Genomic DNA, 20,968 nt, shown 5'->3' on the forward strand with positions numbered 1-20,968 from the left:
ATTTTTTCTATTATCATTCCCTAAATATCCTAAAATGAGGAAGATTTCAGTCCCCATAAGAAAAGAGTGAGCCAATAGCCCACCCTTAACCTTGCTTCTCTTCCTTGTAATCACATTCGATGCATTGAACTTGAACACCTTTTTTCAGCTTCTTTTCTATAAGAAGATTCTCGCATTTTGGACAGCTGCGCGGTAAAGGCTTATCCCAAGAAATAAAGTCACATTCAGGGAAACGGTCACAGCCATAAAAAATTCGCCGTTTTTTACTTTTTCTCTCTATAATATTTCCTTCTTTACACTTCGGACATGTAACGCCAATCTCTTTAACAATTGGTTTTGTATTTCTGCAATCAGGGAAATTGCTGCAAGCCATAAATTTTCCGTAGCGACCCATTTTAAAGACCATTGGGTTTCCACATTGTTCACAATCTTCTCCTGCAGGCTCATCCTTAATTTCGATCTCTTGCATTTCTTTTTCTGCTATTTCTAGATGTTTTTCAAAATTAACGTAAAAATTATTGATAATTTCTATCCAATTTACCTTTCCTTCTTCAATATAATCCAGATCTTTTTCCATCTTTGCGGTAAATTCAACATCTAGAATATTCGGAAAAAATTCAAACATTAACTCATGAACAATTTCTCCAAGCTCAGTTGGGATAAATCGCTTATTATCTAACGCTACATATCCGCGCTTTTGAATGGTATCCAGAGTAGGCGCAAATGTGGAAGGGCGTCCAATCCCACGCTCTTCAAGTGTTTTTACTAATCGTGCTTCAGTATACCTTGGCGGAGGCTGCGTGAAATGCTGTTTCGGATCAATATCCTTTTTAATGACCTCATCACCCTCTTTAAGATCAGGAAGCATTTTATCTTTTTCCTCAGCCTGATCATCAGTGCCTTCTACATACACTTTCATAAACCCAGGGAATTTCACCTTAGATCCCGTAGCTCTAAAAATAACATCGCCATTCATTAAGTCTACACTCATCGTATCCATAACGGCTGAAGCCATCTGACTTGCCACAAATCGCTCCCAAATTAACCTGTACAATCGCAGCTGATCTCTTGAGAGAAATTCTTTTAAACTAGCTGGCTCTTTCGTTACACTTGTCGGTCGAATTGCCTCATGTGCATCTTGCGTATTCGATTTCTTTTTCTCTTTCTTTTTATCAACCTGCAGAAAATCCTTGCCATAAGCTTCTTCGATAAATTGGGAAGCCTCTCCTTGAGCAACCTCTGAAATTCGAGTAGAATCCGTTCTCATATACGTAATTAACCCGACTGTTCCCTCTTTGCCAAGGTCGATTCCTTCATAAAGCTGCTGGGCAAGCATCATTGTTTTTTTCGCCCGGAAATTTAATTTTCTTGCTGCTTCCTGCTGAAGTGACGAAGTAGTAAATGGAGCAGCAGGATTCCTTTTACGTTCTTTTTTTGTAACTGATGTTACTTTAAATTTGTTCCCTTTCATCTTGCTTAATACAAGCTGGACATCATCATTTGATTTTAATTCTAGCCTATCAGTTCCTATTCCATAGAAAGATGCTTCAAAGCTGTCTTTTCCTTTTAGGAAATCACCTTCAATGGACCAATACTCCTCAGGTTCAAAAGCTTTAATTTCTTTTTCCCTGTCAATAATTAAACGAACTGCTACAGATTGTACTCTGCCGGCACTTAAGCCCTTTTTTACTTTTTTCCATAATAAAGGGCTAATATTATATCCAACGAGCCTGTCAAGCAGCCGTCGCGCTTGCTGGGAATCAACGAGATCCATATTAATAGGTCTTGGATGTTTAAACGATTCTTTAATCGCATCCTTCGTTATTTCATTAAAGACAACTCGGCAATCAGATGAAATATCCATATTAAGGCTGTGTGCCAAGTGCCAGGCAATAGCCTCTCCCTCACGGTCGGGGTCAGCTGCGAGATAAATTTTCTTTGCTTTTTTTGCTGCTGTTTTTAACTCCTTCAATACAGGGCCTTTTCCGCGTATTGTAATGTATTTCGGCTCGTACTGATTTTCTATGTCAACACCCATCTGACTTTTCGGAAGATCTCTAACATGTCCCATGGATGCTCTAACTTTATATTTTTTTCCAAGATAACGCTCAATCGTTTTCGCCTTTGCCGGCGACTCAACGATTACTAAAAACTCAGACATCAATAGTCCTCCTTAAGAGGTGATTTTAAAAGAAATATCAATTATTATTGTACAACAGTTTCATCTTTGTCAAACATTATTATCCNNAACGATTTATTATGGAATTTTTCATTTCTAATTTCGAACGTCTGTTGCACAATGTATAACAGTTCCGAAGTAAATTCAAGCCTTTTGAATAAAATCAGAAAAAATAATTCAATATTTCTATTCTAATAAAAGTAAATATTCTTTTTTTAGAATTATACAACAATTTCAAACAAAAAATACATATTTGTTTAATAAACTAATTCTTCTATTATATCTTCAGAAGATTTGACAAGCTTTGCCCCTTGTTGAATTAGCTCGTTCGTGCCAGCTGAATATGGACTAAAGATATTTCCTGGAAGGGCAAAGACTTCCCTTCCCTCCTGAACAGCATAGTTAGCCGTAATTAATGAGCCGCTCTTACTCTTAGCTTGTACAATAAATGTACCTTTGCAAATCCCGCTAATGATTCTGTTCCTCATAGGGAATTGCCATTTCATTGGCTTCGTAATAGGCGGATACTCTGAAAGGATTAATTGGTTTTTCATCATTTTAATAGAAAGTTCTCTATTCTCCTGGGGATAAATGTTGTACAATCCTCCCGCAATGACACCGATTGTTTTTCCCTTTAAATGAATGGCAGTTTCGTGGGCTATCTTATCAATTCCCGCTGCCAGTCCGCTTACAATCACAATTTCATTTTCAATTAATTTAGGAAAGAACCTTTGAATAGCATCTTCCCCATAGTCATTATACTGCCTTGAGCCAACAACTGCTAAATGCAAATGATTTTTCAGTAATGATAGATCGCCTTTCCCATAGAGGACCCAAGGGGGCTGATAAATTTCCTTTAATAATTCTGGGTATTCAACATCAAATATTGTAATCATGCTAATTCCATTTGATTGATACTGGCTAATTTGCTGAAGGATAAAATCGGAATGAAGATCATGAAGAATGGCAGAAGCAGTAGTGGTGTTTGTATTCTGGAGAAAAAGATCATGGAGAGAAAGGTTGTAAAGCCGCTTAAGCTCTGGATCAGCCTTTAAAATATTTAATATGGTTTTCCAGCCTATTCCCCTGCAGTGGTGTAAATGAATTAATCTTAATTTAAAATCGTCCATTGGAAGCCTCCTAATCATAAATATTGCTCATGCAGAATAGCCCCCCTAAAAAAGGGGGGTCTGCATGAAGTTTTAGCTAATTTTCATTAGCGGGTTAATGTGTTTTACACTTCTCATAAAGCCCTTTTTCTTTAAGGACTTTAATTAATGTTTCACCCATTACAGATGGGGTCTCAGCAACTTCAATTCCACATTCATTCATGACGCGGATCTTTTCGTCAGCTGTTCCTTTTCCGCCTGAAATGATTGCACCAGCATGTCCCATACGCTTTCCTGGAGGTGCAGTACGTCCGCCAATAAAGCCGACAACAGGTTTCGTCATATTCGCTTTAACCCACTCTGCAGCTTCTTCTTCGGCTGTTCCGCCGATTTCACCGATCATGATAACCGCATAAGTTTCTGGGTCTTCGTTAAAAGCTTTCAGAACATCGATGAAGTTTGTTCCGTTAACAGGGTCTCCGCCAATACCAACCGCGGTCGTTTGACCGATACCTGCTTGAGTTAACTGATGAACAGCTTCATATGTTAATGTTCCAGAACGTGAAACAACGCCAACATGACCTTTTTTATGGATGTAGCCTGGCATAATTCCAATTTTGCACTCATCAGCAGTAATAACTCCAGGACAGTTAGGACCAACTAGACGAGTATTCTTGCCTTCCATATAGCGTTTAACCTTCACCATATCCAGTACAGGAATATGCTCTGTTATACAAATAGCAAGGTCAAGCTCAGCGTCAACAGCTTCTAGGATTGCATCTGCAGCAAATGGAGCAGGAACATAGATAACTGAAGCCGTTGCACCAGTAGCTTTAACAGCTTCTTGAACAGTATTAAATACTGGTACACCTTCTACTTCAGAACCGCCTTTACCAGGTGATGTTCCTCCGACAATTTTTGTACCGTATTCTAACATTTGTTTTGTATGGAATAGTGCTGTAGAACCTGTAATTCCTTGCACTATAACTTTTGTATCTTTGTTAATAAATACACTCACGATTATTCCCCTTTCTGGTTTTCAGGTACACCGCTGTTTAAAGCTTAATAGCTTTCAGATGGTTTAGGTCATTACCCTACTAATGAAACGATTTTTTGTGCGCCGTCAGCCATAGAGTCAGCTGCAACAATATCAATGTCAGACTCAGCAAGAATTTTCTTACCTAAATCCACATTCGTACCTTCTAAGCGAACAACTAAAGGCACTTGTAAACCTACTTGTTTTGCAGCCTCTACTACACCTGTTGCGATTACATCACATTTCATTATTCCGCCAAAGATATTAACAAAAATACCTTTAACATTCTTATCAGAAAGGATGATTTTAAATGCTTCCGTTACCTTTTCTGCTGTAGCACCGCCGCCAACATCAAGGAAGTTAGCAGGATCTCCGCCATAATGCTTAATGATATCCATCGTTGCCATTGCTAATCCAGCACCGTTTACCATACAGCCGATATTTCCATCTAATGAAATATAGCTTAGATCGTATTTAGATGCTTCGATTTCCTTTGGATCCTCTTCATCAAGATCACGATATTCTAAAATATCTTTTTGACGGTAAATCGCATTGCTGTCAAAGTTTAATTTTGCATCTAATGCCATTACCTTTCCATCACCAGTAACAACTAATGGGTTAATTTCAGCAATAGAACAATCCTTTTCAATATAAGCTGTATATAACCCCATCATGAATTTAACCGCTTGGTTAACAAGCTCTTTCGGAATATTGATGTTAAAGGCAATACGGCGAGCTTGGAAAGCTGTTAAACCGATAACCGGATCAATTTCTTCTTTGAAGATTTTTTCTGGTGTTTTTTCAGCAACTTCTTCGATTTCAGTTCCGCCTTCTTCAGAAGCCATTAATACAACGCGTGAAGTTGCACGGTCTAAAACTAAACCAATATAGTATTCTTTCTTTATGTCACAGCCTTCTTCAATAAGCAGGCGCTTAACTTCTTTACCCTCTGGACCCGTTTGATGAGTAACAAGTGTTTTCCCTAAAATTTCATTTGCATATGTACGAACTTCATCTATATTTTTTGCGACTTTTACACCGCCAGCTTTACCGCGTCCCCCTGCATGAATTTGTGCTTTAACTACACAAACCTCTGTGCCTAATTTCTTTGCGGCTTCCACTGCTTCTTCAACTGTAAAAGCAACGATCCCATTTGGAACTGATACCCCATATTGTCTGAGGACCTCTTTCCCTTGGTACTCATGTATATTCATTTCCATCCTCCTATTTGGTCAATCGTAAAATAGACTGCGATACCATTTTATATAATGACACATTCCTTGTCCACCATTATTAACAAAATATTATCTTTATTAAATTTTATTTTTTCCCGCCTCTTTATCAGCTTTATAGATAAATGCAAAAACCTCAGCAACTGCTTCATATAATTCCTCAGGAATTTGCTCGTTAATATTAAGCTTTCCTAAAAGTTCTAACAAAGATGGGTCTTCTTGGACAGGTATATCATGCTCACTCGCTTTTGCAAGTATACTTTCTGCTATTAATCCTTTTCCCTTCGCGGAAACATATGGCGCATCCACACCATTCTTATCGTAAGTCAATGCTACAGCTTCTTTACGATGCACATTATTTTGTTTTCTCATATCCGAAAATCAACCCCGTTATATTGATTTGGCAGCTTTAAGCCGGATAAGTTTTTTTTCTTTTCAATATGATTGCTCTTTTTATCTATTGGTTTTTCAAAATGAATAGTGGAAAGGTGATATTTAATGTCTTGTAATCTTTCCTTTAAATACGGGATATACCTATGAGCCAGGTTTTTTAAATCTTCACGATCATTTACTACGGAAATTGAAATGACCCTATTTTGAACATGTAAATCGACAATTGTTTCCTTTAAATTTTCAAGATTTAAATAAAATAAAACTCGGCAAAAATTAGAATCTATCTGACCATTTTCGGTTTTTCTTCCGCTCCATTGCATCGTCAAATCTGTCCTTTTATCCAAAAAGGTCAATGGTATTTGAAAGATTAATTGCTGGATGGGACCAGCCTCCTGCGAGAGTACCTGATACCCTGTTATTTTGTTTAATAGTTTCTCGGCAGCATTTTGAACGGGACCAGCTGCTTCCTCACTTAATAGATGCATTAGAATCGGTTTGAGAGTCTCCAATTTATTAATATTGAATGGCTCATTGTCTTTTATTAGCTTTATCATTTCATTTTCGTATGAAAATCCTATCGTTTTAATAGCGGTCTTTAATTCATCCTTTATGAATTGTGTATGTGACGCCTCGTTGTTTTGAAATAATGAAGACGTGGTTTTGCTTTCAGATAAACGAAGCTGATCGAGAATTAAGCTCAGCCGTTTGGAAGCATCGGATAACTCGCCTTTTTTTAATAGAGATTGAAGTTTGTCTAACAATGTGGAAATGGGTTCATCCTCTTGGATTGTGTATAAGGAATTTAACACATTTTTTGTAAAGGGCAACTGCTTAGACAAAACTGCATCAATAATCTTCAATCCGTCCAGCAATGTTTTGTCTTTTAGCCAGTCAGCCGCTATATGCATCGTTTCTTTCGTTATTGGGAGTTGTTTATTTTGAAAGAATTCCAGTAAGGCAGTATTCTCTTTTGAATTTGGGAGTGCAAGTTCTTTTAATATATTCCCATTAGCAGAAGCATTACCATTGCCGCTATTTGCCTCCAGCACTCTCAGGTGCACTTTCCCTTCACCTGACTGTACTTGAAACCAATGTCGCTCATGAACCGATAATGGAACTTCGAGCTGGGCGATTACTTTATTAGCCCCAACTAAAACCTCAGCAATCTGATTCGGAAATAACTTCATGACCTTACCGCTAACGATTTGCCCTGTCCTTAAAGTTAATGCAAGATTGTCACTTAATTGATTCTGATTTAATAGGGTTTGAACAAAATTTAGAGGCTGCAAATTTTCACCTTCTTATTTCTCTTGACCTATATAATTCTTTACTGGCGCAAAGCTTTTTCGGTGATGAGGAGTGATACCAAACATTTGAATGGCTGATAAATGTTCTTTTGTCCCGTATCCCATATTTGTAGAAAAGCCGTAAACGGGATATTCCCTTCCTAAATCAACCATTAATCGGTCACGAGTCACTTTGGCAATAATGGAGGCAGCTGCAATTGATATACTTTTGCCGTCACCCTTAATAATTGCTTCCTCTGGATACGGTGTACTTAGTTTAACAGCATCTATAAGAAGAAAATCAGGTTTAACCTTCAAACCTGAAATAGCTGAATGCATAGCTTTTTTCGAAGCTTCATAAATATTAATCCGGTCAATTTCTTCCGAATTAATCATTCCCACATGATAGTCTAATGCCGATTCTATAATATTCTCATAATATTCAATCCGTTTTTGTTCTGATAGCTTCTTAGAATCATCAAGCCCAGGCAAAAAGAAATCAGGCGGTAAAATAACGGCAGCCGCAATAACAGGACCAGCCAAAGGACCTCGACCTACCTCGTCAACCCCAGCAATATGAACAAAGCCTTCAGATCGATATTTTTTTTCATAGTATGTCATTTGAACATATTTTTCATAGGCTTTAACTTCTTTATCTTTTTTGTTATGCCATTTTTTTAATAGCTGTTGTACACCTTTTCGTTCATCCTTTTCGAGCATTTTCACAAATGAGCTATGAAGATCCTTTTCATTTGCAAGCCGGCTCTCGATCTCTCGTATGTTTAGTTTCTCCATGTTGATTCCCCTTTATTTCCATAATCTATGTATCGGCCTTTTTCAGAAAATATTAAAGCCCTCTCTATTAAAGGAAGGGCCGTGAGTTATTTATGGAATTTTTATTCATTTTCTTCCGTTTGTTCTGCTGCCAAGTCTTTAGGCTCCTCTAAGGAAATATATCCCCACTTTTCGGTTCGAAACTCCCTTATAACGAGTTCAGTTACTTTATCATAGTCAATTTCTCCGCCAGCCATTAAGCAGCCTCGAAGTTTTCCTATTTCATTAAATAATTCTACAATATCTTCGGGAATCTCATTTAGCTTATAACGATCCTTCAGCCGATCAGGGTATTTCTGCTCGAGAAATCTTAAAGCATAAATAGCAATATCCTGTAAGTTTAATATCGTATCCTTAATGGCTCCTGTAAGAGCGAGCTTTAAACCGACTTTTTGATCTTCGAATTTAGGCCATAGAATACCTGGTGTATCTAAGAGCTCTAATTCCTTCCCGACCTTTATCCACTGCTGGGCCTTAGTAACTCCTGGTGTGTTGCCAGTTTTTGCAATATTCTTTTTCGCCAGCCTATTAATTAAAGTTGATTTTCCAGCATTAGGGATCCCTACAATCATGGCGCGAATAGCCCTCGGTTTTACCCCTTTTGCCTTCATTCGGTCAAATTTTTCTTTCAGAATATCTTGAGAGGCGGCCACGATTTCCTTCATGCCTTGTCCTGCCTGCGAATTAATGGCAAGTGCTCTCGTTCCTTCGGCCTGAAAATGTTTGATCCATTGCTTTGTCACTTCTTTGTCGGCCATATCAGCCTTGTTTAAAAGGACAATCCGCGGCTTATGCTGAATAATCTCATCAATCATCGGATTACGAGAAGAGTATGGGATTCTGGCATCTACCAATTCAAAAATAATATCGACTAGCTTTAGTTTTTCTGTAACTTGTCTGCGGGCTTTTGCCATATGTCCCGGAAACCATTGAATCGTCATAACTTATACCTCTTTCAAAATTGAATTGCAGATTATTTTACAATTCGAATGTCTTCTATTGGCCAATAAATAATACCTGTATTGCCTAATACCTTTTCCATTGGCACTGTCCCAATATGACGGCTGTCCTTGCTGTATCTACGGTTATCTCCCATAACAAACAGATGGCCTTCTGGAACCGTCTCTTGGCCAATCTTTTCTTGAAGCGTGAATGGTTCTGTTAGTGGTCCGTCAATGATTTGTTGCTTATACTCATCTAAATAAGGTTCATTATACGGTTTTCCGTTAACATAAAGAACATCATCCTTGTATTCAATGCGATCTCCCGGCAGCCCAATTACCCTCTTAATGTAGTCTTTATTTTCCGGTGCATGAAAAACAATAATATCAAAACGGTCTGGCTTTCCAACCTTATAGCTAAATTTATTTACAATCATCCGATCTTGATCATGCAAGGTTGGCATCATTGATAATCCATCTACCACTATAGGAGCGAATAAAAAGTATCGAATAATTGCCGCTAATAAAACTGCAATTACTAACGCTTTAGACCATTCCCATAATTCATTTTTCTTCTTTGTCATTATTTCCCCACCAATCTCAGTAAAAATCAATAGCATGTCCTATCAACTGAGGGCACTTTTGTACCCGCGTTTTTATTGTACAAAAATCCTCGTCAACATTCACACTTTGGAACTTATGTCATTATTATTTAACAATTATGTAATATTATAAGCTAAGAAAAAGGAGCTTGTAATTACAAGCTCCTTCCTTTTTCTTAGATTATCGGATTTCTTTAATACGAGCTTTTTTACCACGTAGGTTACGTAGGTAGTAAAGTTTCGCACGGCGTACTTTACCGCGGCGAAGAACTTCAAGCTTCGCAATCTTTGGTGTGTGAACAGGGAATGTACGCTCTACGCCTACACCGTAAGAGATCTTACGAACTGTGAAAGTTTCGCTAATTCCACCACCACGACGCTTAATCACGACTCCTTCGTAAACCTGAATACGCTCACGAGTTCCCTCAACAATACTTACGTGTACACGTACAGTATCACCAGGACGGAACGCAGGAACATCCGAACGAAGTTGTTCTTTTGTGATTTCTTCGATTAATTTATGCATCGTTTTCAACTCCTTCCAACAGACGCTCATGCACATCTTTTCTTCTACATTGCAGCGGAACATCTTTATAGGACAAAAAACTGAAATAGTCCAGCCTAAGTCACAAAGAGTATTCTATCATAAATAAGGTCCAACTTCAATGTTATTTCTGTTCATTTTTTATTTCTTCCAGCCATTTTTTTTGCACATCAGTTAAATGAATATGTTCTAATAAATCTGGTCTGCGAGTGAATGTTCTTCTTAATGATTCCTTCGTTCTCCATTCATCTATTAAGCGATGATTGCCTGAAATTAGAATATCTGGCACTTTCATTCCTCTGAAGTCAGCAGGCCGGGTATAATGCGGATGCTCAAGAAGGCCTGTACTAAAAGAATCCTTGCGGTGGGATTCCTCATTTCCAAGGACACCAGGAAGGAGACGAACTACACTGTCAATAACTACCATAGCTCCGAGTTCCCCACCAGTTAGGACAAAATCACCGATGGATATTTCATCCGTCACCACATGCTCACGAATCCTCTCATCATAACCTTCGTAATGGCCGCAAACAAAAATAAGATGATCCAACCCTGCGAGCTCTTCTGCTTTTTTCTGAGTGTATCTTTCCCCTTGCGGACAGAGAAGGATGACTCTTGGATTGGATTTGCCTTTCTCACGTAAATCTGCAACAGCATCAAAAATCGGCTGTGGCTTTAACACCATTCCTGCACCGCCGCCATAAGGATAGTCATCTACGGTTTGATGCTTATTATCAGCATACTCCCTAAAGTTAACGACATTATATTCAACAGCATTATTTTCTGCTGCCTTTTTTAAAATAGAATGGCCAAAGACTCCATTAAACATTTCGGGAAAAAGTGTTAGAACATCGATTTTCATCATTATAGCAGTCCTTCAATTGGATCAATTATGACCATCTTTGCATTCACATTAACCTCTTTTACAACCGATTCAATATATGGAATTAGAACTTCCTTGCCGCCTTTGCCTTTTATTACCCATACATCATTTGCTCCTGGCGAGAGAACTTCACTGATTTTCCCAATTTCTTCGCCATCTATCGTGGTTACGATGCAGCCGATAATTTCATGGTAATAAAATTCATCCTCATCTAAAGCACCAAGCTGGCTCTCTGGAACCTTTAAAATTCCACCTTTCATGTTTTCAACTTGATTAATATTGTTGTAGCCATCAAATGTAACTAAATCGAAGTTTTTATGTGTTCGATGCGTTTTAACGGTTAATTCAAGAGGGCTCTTAGATTGAGGCATAAATAAAAATAATCGATTCCCAGACTTATATCTTTCATCTGCAAAATCAGTCTTTGAAATGATTCTCACTTCTCCTCTAATGCCATGGGTGTTCACTATTTTTCCAACATTAAACCATTTTTCCAATTGCCTTCACCTCTAACGTATGTCCTGAACGATTCCGTCTTTAATAATGATTGTTTTTCCGCTTTGAATATCTTCCCAGCGATCTCCAATTTCAATATCAATAATGGCATTGACTTCTTTTTCTTTAAGTTCGCTTCCTAGTGGTAGTATATGTAATTGTTCAATTTGAAAATCGAGAAGCTTAATCTTTTCCTTGCGCGTTTGAATTTCTTTCTCAAATTGCTTCTTTAAATTGGCTGCATTGAATTTTTTAGACTTTTCTTGTTTTTTCATCTCGAATCGAAGCTGATCGCATTCTTTTTGGAGCTGCAGCTTGTTAGAGTGATATTTATTTAATAGTTCACTTTTACTATTTTCGGTAAGAACTTGTTTAACCACGACAGATTGAATGATTTTCATCTTTAATGCCTCCTAAGGCTTTAATCGTGCATTAGTTCTGAATAAGTGACTGAAGAATCATGTAATTGGCAAAAAGGAGGGGACCTAAAGGGACCCCTCCTTTTTGCTAATTAAGCATGGCATAAAATCTGCCAATACTTTCGTATGTTTCAGTTATAGCGCTTAGAGAAGCATTATTCACTGATTTCTAGAAAAACCTTTTTCTGCTGTGATGATCCTGCTGCATAAACAACAGTTCGTATTGCTTTCGCAACGCGCCCTTGCTTCCCAATTACTTTCCCCATGTCATTCTTGTTGACAGAAAGCTGATAGGTTACGCGGTTGTCTTCTTCAAGTACATTCACATGCACTTCGTCCGGAAAATCAACAAGGGGCTTAACAATCGTTTCGATAAGCTCTTTCATCTTATTAGAAATTACTTGCCGTTTTTAGCGTTATGGAATTTCTCCATAATGCCTTGCTTAGAGAATAAGTTACGAACAGTGTCAGATGGTTTTGCACCAGTTTGAAGCCATTTAAGAGCAAGCTCTTCATTAATATCAACGATAGCTGGCTCAGTAACTGGATTGTAAGTTCCTACTGTTTCAATGAAACGTCCATCACGTGGTGAACGAGAATCAGCTACAACGATACGATAGAAAGGAGATTTCTTTGCTCCCATACGTTTTAAACGAATTTTTACTGCCATAATTTAAAGCACCTCCGAATAGTTTCACACAAGATAGTATATTATCAGATATTCAATAAGTTTGTAAAGGGTTTTTTCTTTACAGCATAAGAAAAAGTTTCATTTTGATTAAAAAGGATTAAATGGAAGTTTAAATCCGCCCTTTTTCTTCCCTTTTTGCTGCATTCCTGACATTTGCTTCATCATTTTCTTCATATCTTCAAATTGCTTCAGCAAACGGTTTACTTCAGGTACAGTTGTGCCGCTTCCCTTTGCAATTCGCTTCCGACGGCTTGCATTAATCGTTTCTGGATGAATTTTCTCATCCTTTGTCATCGATCTAATAATGGCTTCAACCTGTGAAATTTGCTTTTCATCAACTTGAAGCTTGTCTAAGCCTTTCATTTTGCTGGCTCCGGGAAGCATTTTCAGCAATTCATCCAATGGCCCCATACTGCGAACCTGGCTTAACTGCTCTAAAAAGTCATCAAACGTTAAGGAAGCTGTGCGCATTTTTTGCTGCATTTCTTTCGCTTTTTCTTCATCAACGTTCGCCTGGGCTTTTTCAATAAGAGTAAGAACATCACCCATGCCTAAAATTCTTGATGCCATTCTTTCAGGATGGAATGGCTCAAGCGCATCCAATTTCTCACCTAAACCGACAAATTTAATAGGAGTATTCGTGACGGAGCGAATAGATAGAGCAGCTCCTCCACGAGTATCACCATCAAGCTTTGTCAGCACGACACCAGTTAATCCAAGCAGCTCATTAAAGCTTTGCGCAACATTAACAGCGTCTTGACCTGTCATTGCATCAACGACTAGGAAGATCTCATCTGGTTTAGACAACTCTTTAATTTGCTTTAGCTCATCCATCAACGCTTCATCAACATGTAATCGTCCCGCCGTGTCAATCAAGACATAATCATTATGATCTTCCTTTGCCTTTGCAATGGCTTGCTTAGCTATTTCGACAGGGCTCACCTTGTCTCCTAATGAAAAAACAGGCATACTTAGCTGTTTCCCAAGAGTTTCGAGCTGCTTGATAGCAGCCGGACGATAAATATCAGCTGCAACTAGCAATGGGTTTCGGTTGTACTTCTTACGAAGCAAGTTCGCAAGCTTACCAGTTGTAGTTGTTTTACCTGCCCCTTGTAAACCAACCATCATAATGACAGTCGGCGGACGGTTAGAGACAGCAATTTTGCTTTGCTCGCCACCCATTAACTGAGTCAATTCTTCTTTAACGACTTTAACAACCTGCTGCCCTGGTGTTAAGCTCTTTAACACTTCCTGGCCGACAGCCCGTTCACTAACTTTTTTGACAAACTCTTTGACGACCTTAAAGTTAACGTCTGCTTCTAATAATGCAAGACGAACATCTCGCATCATTTCTTTTACATCCGCTTCATTTACTTTCCCTTTGCCGCGGATCTTCTGGATTGTATTCTGCAGTCGGTCGGCTAATCCTTCAAATGCCATGTTGCCGCCTCCTAATCTAATTTCTCAAGCTCAGCAATCATTGAATCCATTACCTTTTGAAACTCGGGATTTTCTTTAAGAATGTCCTTCATGCTTGCAATCAGCTTACTTCGCTCTTGAAATTTTTGAAATAATAACAGCTTTTCTTCATACTCTTCAAGCATTGCTTCGGTGCGTTTAATATTGTCGTAAACTGCTTGACGACTGACATCATACTCCTCTGCAATCTCTCCAAGCGAAAAATCATCCAGGTAATAAAGGGACATATAGCTTCGTTGCTTAGGAGTCAACAACGATTGATAAAAATCATAAAGATAATTCATTCTCGTTGTCTTTTCTAACATCCCTACTCCCCCTTGTTAAGTGAAAAGCCTTTACAAACATAGTTTACCTAGGACATTTGAATATGTCAAGAAATTATCTTTACATTCCGAATTAGTCAAAAGTAAACTTGTAAATATTGTCTTAATAGCCATAATCTTTAATTCTTCCGTTTTTTTGCTTCAAGCAGCCTCTTCATTCTTTCAGCACGTTCTTCTGCTGAAGCTTGAACCTCTTTTTGTGCTTTCTTCGGCTTAACTTGTTTCATTTTGCCATTTGTTTGCGGGTTCTTCACCGATTTTTCTTCAATATTAACAGTGGGCTCCTCCTTAATAGGAAATGCCTGTTTTATTTTTTCTTTCCTATCCAAACTGCTTTCCCGTTTTTCCAATTTCGTTTTTCTATTGTGACTGAATATAGTAATTAACCCAAATCGTCTGATTGCGATTTCGATAAAAAATAGCAAAAAGGCAGCTAGAATTAACCATTGACTTATTGGCTGCTTCTCATATTTTTTGGACAATAAGGGCCTAAAGGTTTCCTTTTCGGTCACTAAAGCTTTTCCCCCGGTCTTTTTAGCTAATTCCGTAAGAAGGGCTTCATTCGGACCATTGATTAAATACTCATCTGAATATGGAACAGTGAATCCAGTTTGATAAGTATGAATCGATCCGTCTTGATTTGTTTGCTTTACACTTAGAAAAAACATACCTGACGAATTTGGCATAGAAAGCTCGTATTTTCCTGGAGCCACAAGCTTCGTATTCGTATTAAGGACTTCCCCGCTCTCTGAAACGAGAGAAGCTTCAATTGGCAAAGTCTGGTTTGTTGCTGATTCTAATGTTAAAATCGGATTGCCATCTTCCTTAGAAAATTGAATTCGGTATGGCTCGCTTTCATACTGAGGAAGAGTCTTTGTCACAAGCTGATTAATAAATAGCGGCCAATTTTCCCAGCGAGCCCAGTCACCTGACCATTTTCCTGAAAAATCAGATGTAAAGGCAATCGTATGCCCCATACCATATTGCCATTCTGCAACGATCGGATCTTCTTTTTCACTTAAAATAGGCACCTGTGCTCGGCCCTTTGGTGTTGTGGCAATGTATGCGTTCATCTTCGGAACCCCATCCTGAAATAATTTTGACCAGTCAGGAAAGGGCTGGATACTAGGAAAAAAAGGATTGTCCTCAATATATGTTCTAGTTGCCATGACAGTTTCACGAGAGAGAATGCTTGGGATCACCGAAGAATCTGTCACATCATAGAAACGGCCAGATCCCATATTGGCTAAATCCTCTAGGAGACCTCGATCAGCATCGCTTCCTAACGCTACTGTTGACAGGGTAATATTTTTTTCCTTTCCCCTTTCAATTAATCCCTCATAATCACCGCCGGGCGCTTGACCATCCGTCAGCAGGATAATATGCTTTCGCTGCAGCTTCAGATCCTCTAGCTCCTGAAAAGCGAGCTCCAAAGAAGAATAAATTTCAGTTCCGCCGCCTGGTGTAACAGATCGAATTTGATCGGCCGCTTTTTTCTTATCTTTTAAGGGCTTTGTTTCAACAATTACCCAAGGACGGTCATCAAAAGCAATAAAGCCAAGGGTATCCTCTTCCCGCAATAATTCTACAGATCTTGCCGCTGCTTCCTTTGCGAGTTCAAGCTTTGATCCTGCCATACTTCCAGACCGATCCATTACAATCATCAGACCGAGAGAAGGCATCTCTTGTTTCCCTTTAAGATCCATATCTACAGGCAAAAGCTTTTCGATAGGTGTTTTAAAGTACCCTCCTAGACCAAAGCTTTCCTCCCCTCCTGCCATCACAAAGCCAGTACCAAATTCCTTTACTGCTTTCTCAATCATATTCATCTGGCTCTCTGTGATGACGGTTGCTGGTACGTTATTGAAAATAATAGCTTGGTACTGAAGATAGCTTGATAGTGAAGTCGGAAGTTTTTCCGGCGAAATAGTTTCAGCCTCTACTCCAGAATTACTTAAAATAGCTTCTAAATTGCCGCCATCTTTTCCTTGAACAATTAATATTTTAGGTGTCCCTTTAACGTTTGCAACAGAATGCATGATATTATTTTCTATAAAAGTATCGTTTTCGGCAGCAATCTCACCCTTATATACTGTAAGTCCCGATGTATCCGCTTTGTGAGTAAAAGTATAGACATTCTTTCCTTCCTTCACATGAACGATCTCTTTGAGAATTTCTTGATTATTTACTGAGAGCCGAATGACAGCATTTTTATCAGCGTTGCTATCAATGATAAAGGAAACTAGTGCCTCCTCACCTTTATACAGTGAAGGAGGAACATTTATCTCAGATAATGACATATCTTCCCCGACATGATTTTTTAACAGAACATAATCAAGTTCAATATTGCGATTTTTAAGAAGATTAGCCGCCTCCCCACTGTTCCCTACCGTCTCATTTCCATCCGATAGCAGCACGATTCTGCCGCTGGAATTAGGAGGAATTAATGATGCTGCAAACTGTATTCCAGCTTCTATATTTGTTTCTCCATCATCAATCTCGCTATTAAATTGCTGAACCGGATTCTTTCTGATTCCAGTATTTTGTTCCAGTGAAACATTTTCACCAAAAGTGACTACAGCGAAAGAATCATCCTGTTGCTTATCCATGACACTCTTTTCAATCCATTCAAGAAGATGGTGGTCAGATTGGCTGACACTTGCAGAACGGTCAGCTAGAAAAACAACCGTTTCGCCCTTTGCTGGAAGTAATATTTGCGGGACCGTTAAGGCAAAAATTAATAGAGCAAATATAGTCAGTCTAATACTTGCTATCCAATAGGATTCCTTGGAATGAATTTGATTTTTATGCTTAAGGTATAGATAGACTGCCAATACCGCTGGAATTAGCAGCAAAAATAGAATGGGATAATTAAACTCTATGCCCACGCCTGAATACCTCCCATTCTAAAGCAATAAAACATAAAGCTATCAAGGCAAGCCAAAACCAAAGTTTATCATTCGGGTTTTCCCTTTTCCCATTCTCTTGAGCTTGCTGCTCATTGAAATGAAAAGCTGGCTCCGTCTTTGGATGTTTCTCCTGATCGTCAAGCAGGACTGAAAAATAGAATATTTTATTTCCTGAAACAGCCTGATAGGTGCCTGGCTCAATAGGTGCTTTAAAGCTTTCCTTCGTTAAATCTAAAGAAAATAAATTCTTATCTTCGTTATTGAAAATTTCGATGCTGTGATTTCCTTGACTAATGTTCAACCATTTTTCCTCACCTGGTCCAAAGTAACCTAGAAAGTCTGTCTGCTTCGAAAGCCACTCGTATGCGTTATATAGAAAAATTGGAAAGCTTGGCTGAAGTGGCCAATCAGAATCCGATAATGAAAAGTTTACGATGATGATGGGGTAGCCATTTACTTGTCCCCCTTGGATTAATGGCAGATTGCCGCTTCTTAAAATCGTTTCCCAATCACCCTGTAATTCCTTCGATGCTGCATCAATATATATTTTTCCATAATCAACATATTGAAGCAGCCGATCATCTTTCGCTGCCAACGGTTCAGACAGCTTTATTTTGTCATTGTTTGTATTGAAAAAAATTATTGGCTGTTCGAGTTGTTTTGGCAACTCGGTGCCTTCCGACAAGAGGATTCCTTGGACATGGTCAGCATTTCCTGTACTTGTTTGCAGCAGCTCCGCTCCGATTGTTTGAAAACCTTTTATTGCAAATGGGTTTACCTCTCCTACTGTATATACCTTTGGATTACTTTCTGTATAAATTGAGGTTGAGAAATTATCGGCTTCATATCCATCTTTAGTTAAGATCATTGCTTCGTAATATGGCTTCTCAGGCAGGGAAGGAATCTGCACGACATATTGCTGCTCCCCTTCGATAGTAAACTTTTGTCCGAAAAGCTCATCTCCTTCACTTTTCACTATAAAATCAATTTCCGTCTTTTCATTTGTTTGATTTTCAATTAAAGCAACACCAGTAATTTGTCCATCAACAGGTGCAACCCCAAATGAAACAAGTGAAGCATTGTTGACATCCTCCCCGATATTATGAACCTCAACAAATTGATCCTTCATAGCCTCTTCAACATTTGACTTCGTAACTCCGTCTGAAAAAATATGGATGGACGTATCCTTTTCAGTAGAAAGCGAGGCTGCTAGGTTCATTGCTTTATCCATCTGCTCATGCTCATAGGTCAATTGCAAGCTATTGACTAGCTTTTTTATTACAGCAGCATTCCTTTCATGGCTTAAAAGAATTTCCGGCTTTTTCCCCGCTTTTATCAACGTGACCTCCTGCCCTTCAAGCTTTTCTACTAAATTAAGCATTTTCTGCTTTGCTATATCAAAGCGGCTGCTTTTTTCAAATTTAGCTGACATAGAGGCTGAAGAATCAATAATCATGATGACATGATCCCCCTTTATAACGTTCTCAAACCAAAACGGCCGGACAAGTGAAAACATTAACAGTAGAAGGGCTAACAGCTGAAGCCAAAATAATAAGTTCTGCTGAAGCTTCTTAAGCCAAGGAGATGCTTGCCACTCATTTAAAACTTGTTCCCAAAGAAAGTTAGAGGAAACAGATTTCTCCACATATTGCTTCCGGAAAAAATAAAATAATATGACGGCAGCTATAAAAACACTTAATAGAAAAAACCACGGATTTAAAAATTGCATAGCTTCACCTCAGTTGATTAACCCTTTCCCGGAAAAATCATGAAATAATATGGATTGTATATCCCGGTTATCACTTGCGAGTACATACTGTCCGCCAAATTTCCGGCATAAAGCTTCTAAATTTCGATTATGCTCTTGGATTCGCTTTTCGTATTCTACTATGATGGACGGACTCATGCTGACATTCACAATTGAATCTGTTTCAGCATCAATTAATTTCATATCTCCTGAAAATCGAGGAGAAATTTCTTCACTACTAAGTACTTGTATAAACCAGACTTCTTGCTTATAGGCTGATAGTTTTTTCAGCAAATTTTCTATTTCGTTTAAAGGCTCTAGACCGTCCGTTATAATAATTGAAAGCTGCTGCGTTTTTACAATTGATTTATTCAAGTTCTTGATAAACTCTCCGGTCCTTTCGGCTTCATCCAGCTGGAGAATTTCTAAAAACGTTCGCCTGCTATAGACGGCCCCTTTCCTCTTAACAGGATGGATGCCTTTTGATGAAACAGGAGTAAAAAACAGTCTGTCTTCACTATTTAACACAATAAAACTTAGTGCTGCTCCTAAATACTTAGCTAGTTCCCATTTTTTATTTATTTTTCTCATCGAGGAGGTTGCATCAAGATAAATAGCAATAGACAGTTCCTGTTCGTCTAGATACCTTTTAATATAATGCTTTTGTGTTCTTCCGTAGACATTCCAATCAATTTGACGAACATCGTCACCAGGCTGATATGCCCTAAAATCCGAGAATTCTAAAGAAGACCCAAACTTGCTAGATTGTCTTGAGCCTTTATGGAAGCCTCGCTTTTTCGTCTTAACCATTAATCTCTTTTTCTGTAATTTACTAATGAGCGCATGCTGATTGTTCATTATCCTCTTGCTCCCTGTCCAAGATTATCTAGTATATGTTCGATAATCTCATCAGCCGTCATGCCATTTGCCTCCCCTTCGAAGTTTAAAATGAGGCGATGTCTTAATACTGGCTTAGCCACATGCTTAATATCACCAATAGAAACATGATATCTTCCTAAGGAAATGGCTCTTGCTTTAGCTAGGCTAATTAAGCTTTGAAGACCACCCGGCCCGCTTCCATACTGAACGAATTGCTTTACTAATTCTGGTGCTTCCTCGGAATCGGAGTGTGTAGCTGAAATTATATTTACAGCATAATCAATAATGTCTTCTGAAACTAATACCTCTTTAGTCAGCTGCTGAAGTACTATGACGTCCTGTACTTTAGCCATTTTTTTAAATTGGACAGTTTCCGTTCCTGTCGTTCGTAAAATAATTTCTTTAAGCTCCTCTTTAGACGGATAATGAACTTGCACTTTACAAATAAAACGATCAGTTTGAGCCTCCGGCAAAGGGTAAGTCCCTTCCATATCAATTGGATTTTGCGTTGCCAATACGAAAAACGGGTTTTCCATACGTTTTGTTTCACCCATAATGGTAACGGTTTTTTCCCCCATCGCTTCCAGCAGGGCACTTTGTGTTTTTGGGGTGGCTCTGTTAATTTCATCAGCCAAAACTATATTTGCAAATAATGGTCCTTTATGAAAAACAAAATTTTGTCTTCCTGCTTCATCTGGCTGAAGAAGCATCGTTCCTGTAATATCGGATGGCATAATATCTGGTGTAAATTGAATACGGGAAAATTGCAGATCCATGCATTCAGATATCGTTTTGATCAGCATTGTTTTTCCTAATCCAGGAAGCCCTTCTAATAGCACATGGCCACCAGCTAATATGCTCCATAGTACTTGATCTATTACCTCATTTTGGCCGACAATAAATGATTGGATTTCATCTTTGACCTTTGAGATTGTTTCGGCAGCAAAGGTAAATTGCTGTTCCTTTTCTGTTGTTGAAGTCATTTTT

General features: G+C 38.5%; 21 protein-coding genes. All 21 read right to left on the bottom strand.

Annotated elements, in window-relative coordinates:
- Positions 1–85: 85 nt before the first annotated feature.
- The gene (gene topA, locus V7127_RS06425) at positions 86–2,161 is read right to left on the bottom strand and encodes a type I DNA topoisomerase (protein WP_335484371.1); all 2,076 of its coding nucleotides are present in this window, start codon (positions 2,159–2,161) and stop codon (positions 86–88) included.
- A gap of 275 nt (positions 2,162–2,436) precedes the next feature.
- A complete protein-coding gene (gene dprA / locus V7127_RS06430; protein WP_335484373.1) occupies positions 2,437–3,309 on the bottom strand; it encodes a DNA-processing protein DprA in 873 nt (290 codons plus the stop codon).
- A 94-nt stretch (positions 3,310–3,403) separates the two neighbouring features.
- A complete protein-coding gene (gene sucD, locus V7127_RS06435; protein WP_335484375.1) occupies positions 3,404–4,306 on the bottom strand; it encodes a succinate--CoA ligase subunit alpha in 903 nt (300 codons plus the stop codon).
- Positions 4,307–4,377: 71 nt separating this feature from the next.
- Positions 4,378–5,538 carry an ADP-forming succinate--CoA ligase subunit beta gene (gene sucC / locus V7127_RS06440; RefSeq protein ID WP_335346991.1) on the bottom strand — a complete coding sequence of 387 codons (1,161 nt, stop codon included), beginning with the start codon at positions 5,536–5,538 and terminating at the stop codon, positions 4,378–4,380.
- 99 nt (positions 5,539–5,637) lie between these two features.
- The gene (locus V7127_RS06445; protein WP_335484377.1) at positions 5,638–5,928 is read right to left on the bottom strand and encodes an EscU/YscU/HrcU family type III secretion system export apparatus switch protein; all 291 of its coding nucleotides are present in this window, start codon (positions 5,926–5,928) and stop codon (positions 5,638–5,640) included.
- Positions 5,925–7,238 (bottom strand): hypothetical protein, encoded by a 1,314-nt coding sequence (locus tag V7127_RS06450; RefSeq protein WP_335484379.1) that lies wholly within the window; start codon positions 7,236–7,238, stop codon positions 5,925–5,927. Before V7127_RS06450 ends, V7127_RS06445 begins: the two co-directional genes overlap by 4 nt.
- A 12-nt stretch (positions 7,239–7,250) precedes the next feature.
- Positions 7,251–8,030, bottom strand: a complete 780-nt coding sequence (locus V7127_RS06455) for a ribonuclease HII (protein ID WP_335484381.1) — start codon at positions 8,028–8,030, stop codon at positions 7,251–7,253.
- A 101-nt stretch (positions 8,031–8,131) separates the two neighbouring features.
- Complete coding sequence (ylqF, locus tag V7127_RS06460) at positions 8,132–9,010, bottom strand: ribosome biogenesis GTPase YlqF (protein ID WP_335484383.1); 879 nt, start codon at positions 9,008–9,010, stop codon at positions 8,132–8,134.
- Positions 9,011–9,042: 32 nt separating this feature from the next.
- Positions 9,043–9,594, bottom strand: coding sequence for a signal peptidase I (gene lepB / locus V7127_RS06465; RefSeq protein WP_335346986.1), 552 nt, complete (start codon positions 9,592–9,594; stop codon positions 9,043–9,045).
- A 199-nt stretch (positions 9,595–9,793) separates the two neighbouring features.
- Positions 9,794–10,138, bottom strand: a complete 345-nt coding sequence (gene rplS / locus V7127_RS06470) for a 50S ribosomal protein L19 (RefSeq protein ID WP_335346994.1) — start codon at positions 10,136–10,138, stop codon at positions 9,794–9,796.
- A 142-nt stretch (positions 10,139–10,280) separates the two neighbouring features.
- Entirely contained in the window at positions 10,281–11,021 is a 741-nt protein-coding gene (gene trmD, locus V7127_RS06475; RefSeq protein WP_335346985.1) for a tRNA (guanosine(37)-N1)-methyltransferase TrmD, read from the bottom strand.
- Positions 11,021–11,536 (bottom strand): ribosome maturation factor RimM, encoded by a 516-nt coding sequence (gene rimM / locus V7127_RS06480; protein WP_335484386.1) that lies wholly within the window; start codon positions 11,534–11,536, stop codon positions 11,021–11,023. The genes trmD and rimM overlap by 1 nt, the downstream gene beginning before the upstream one ends.
- A gap of 12 nt (positions 11,537–11,548) precedes the next feature.
- Positions 11,549–11,935, bottom strand: coding sequence for a YlqD family protein (locus V7127_RS06485; protein WP_335484388.1), 387 nt, complete (start codon positions 11,933–11,935; stop codon positions 11,549–11,551).
- Between the two features lie 173 nt (positions 11,936–12,108).
- The gene (locus V7127_RS06490) at positions 12,109–12,339 is read right to left on the bottom strand and encodes a KH domain-containing protein (protein WP_066289126.1); all 231 of its coding nucleotides are present in this window, start codon (positions 12,337–12,339) and stop codon (positions 12,109–12,111) included.
- A gap of 11 nt (positions 12,340–12,350) precedes the next feature.
- The gene (rpsP, locus tag V7127_RS06495) at positions 12,351–12,623 is read right to left on the bottom strand and encodes a 30S ribosomal protein S16 (RefSeq protein WP_335346982.1); all 273 of its coding nucleotides are present in this window, start codon (positions 12,621–12,623) and stop codon (positions 12,351–12,353) included.
- Positions 12,624–12,731: 108 nt separating this feature from the next.
- Positions 12,732–14,084, bottom strand: a complete 1,353-nt coding sequence (gene ffh, locus V7127_RS06500; protein ID WP_335484389.1) for a signal recognition particle protein — start codon at positions 14,082–14,084, stop codon at positions 12,732–12,734.
- Positions 14,085–14,095: 11 nt separating this feature from the next.
- Positions 14,096–14,428, bottom strand: a complete 333-nt coding sequence (locus V7127_RS06505) for a putative DNA-binding protein (RefSeq protein WP_335346980.1) — start codon at positions 14,426–14,428, stop codon at positions 14,096–14,098.
- Between the two features lie 137 nt (positions 14,429–14,565).
- Entirely contained in the window at positions 14,566–17,334 is a 2,769-nt protein-coding gene (locus V7127_RS06510; RefSeq protein WP_335484392.1) for a VWA domain-containing protein, read from the bottom strand.
- Positions 17,318–19,084, bottom strand: a complete 1,767-nt coding sequence (locus tag V7127_RS06515; RefSeq protein WP_335484394.1) for a vWA domain-containing protein — start codon at positions 19,082–19,084, stop codon at positions 17,318–17,320. The genes V7127_RS06510 and V7127_RS06515 overlap by 17 nt, the downstream gene beginning before the upstream one ends.
- A gap of 9 nt (positions 19,085–19,093) precedes the next feature.
- Positions 19,094–19,960, bottom strand: coding sequence for a DUF58 domain-containing protein (locus V7127_RS06520; RefSeq protein WP_335484396.1), 867 nt, complete (start codon positions 19,958–19,960; stop codon positions 19,094–19,096).
- The gene (locus V7127_RS06525; protein ID WP_335484398.1) at positions 19,960–20,964 is read right to left on the bottom strand and encodes an AAA family ATPase; all 1,005 of its coding nucleotides are present in this window, start codon (positions 20,962–20,964) and stop codon (positions 19,960–19,962) included. The genes V7127_RS06520 and V7127_RS06525 overlap by 1 nt, the downstream gene beginning before the upstream one ends.
- Positions 20,965–20,968: the final 4 nt, after the last annotated feature.

The sequence above is a fragment of the Bacillus sp. JJ1773 genome (assembly GCF_036962035.1).
Lineage (GTDB): Bacteria > Bacillota > Bacilli > Bacillales > Cytobacillaceae > Cytobacillus.

What these genes read in the sequence shown, in the direction of transcription:
- V7127_RS06490 (WP_066289126.1), bottom strand. Translation starts at nt 12,339, where the DNA reads ATGAAAGAGCTTATCGAAACGATTGTTAAGCCCCTTGTTGATTTTCCG.
- V7127_RS06505 (WP_335346980.1), bottom strand. Translation starts at nt 14,428, where the DNA reads ATGTTAGAAAAGACAACGAGAATGAATTATCTTTATGATTTTTATCAA.
- trmD (WP_335346985.1), bottom strand. Translation starts at nt 11,021, where the DNA reads ATGATGAAAATCGATGTTCTAACACTTTTTCCCGAAATGTTTAATGGA.
- ffh (WP_335484389.1), bottom strand. Translation starts at nt 14,084, where the DNA reads ATGGCATTTGAAGGATTAGCCGACCGACTGCAGAATACAATCCAGAAG.
- V7127_RS06445 (WP_335484377.1), bottom strand. Translation starts at nt 5,928, where the DNA reads ATGAGAAAACAAAATAATGTGCATCGTAAAGAAGCTGTAGCATTGACT.
- rpsP (WP_335346982.1), bottom strand. Translation starts at nt 12,623, where the DNA reads ATGGCAGTAAAAATTCGTTTAAAACGTATGGGAGCAAAGAAATCTCCT.
- topA (WP_335484371.1), bottom strand. Translation starts at nt 2,161, where the DNA reads ATGTCTGAGTTTTTAGTAATCGTTGAGTCGCCGGCAAAGGCGAAAACG.
- V7127_RS06515 (WP_335484394.1), bottom strand. Translation starts at nt 19,084, where the DNA reads ATGCAATTTTTAAATCCGTGGTTTTTTCTATTAAGTGTTTTTATAGCT.
- V7127_RS06520 (WP_335484396.1), bottom strand. Translation starts at nt 19,960, where the DNA reads ATGAACAATCAGCATGCGCTCATTAGTAAATTACAGAAAAAGAGATTA.
- V7127_RS06525 (WP_335484398.1), bottom strand. Translation starts at nt 20,964, where the DNA reads ATGACTTCAACAACAGAAAAGGAACAGCAATTTACCTTTGCTGCCGAA.
- sucC (WP_335346991.1), bottom strand. Translation starts at nt 5,538, where the DNA reads ATGAATATACATGAGTACCAAGGGAAAGAGGTCCTCAGACAATATGGG.
- V7127_RS06455 (WP_335484381.1), bottom strand. Translation starts at nt 8,030, where the DNA reads ATGGAGAAACTAAACATACGAGAGATCGAGAGCCGGCTTGCAAATGAA.
- ylqF (WP_335484383.1), bottom strand. Translation starts at nt 9,010, where the DNA reads ATGACGATTCAATGGTTTCCGGGACATATGGCAAAAGCCCGCAGACAA.
- V7127_RS06485 (WP_335484388.1), bottom strand. Translation starts at nt 11,935, where the DNA reads ATGAAAATCATTCAATCTGTCGTGGTTAAACAAGTTCTTACCGAAAAT.
- rplS (WP_335346994.1), bottom strand. Translation starts at nt 10,138, where the DNA reads ATGCATAAATTAATCGAAGAAATCACAAAAGAACAACTTCGTTCGGAT.
- lepB (WP_335346986.1), bottom strand. Translation starts at nt 9,594, where the DNA reads ATGACAAAGAAGAAAAATGAATTATGGGAATGGTCTAAAGCGTTAGTA.
- dprA (WP_335484373.1), bottom strand. Translation starts at nt 3,309, where the DNA reads ATGGACGATTTTAAATTAAGATTAATTCATTTACACCACTGCAGGGGA.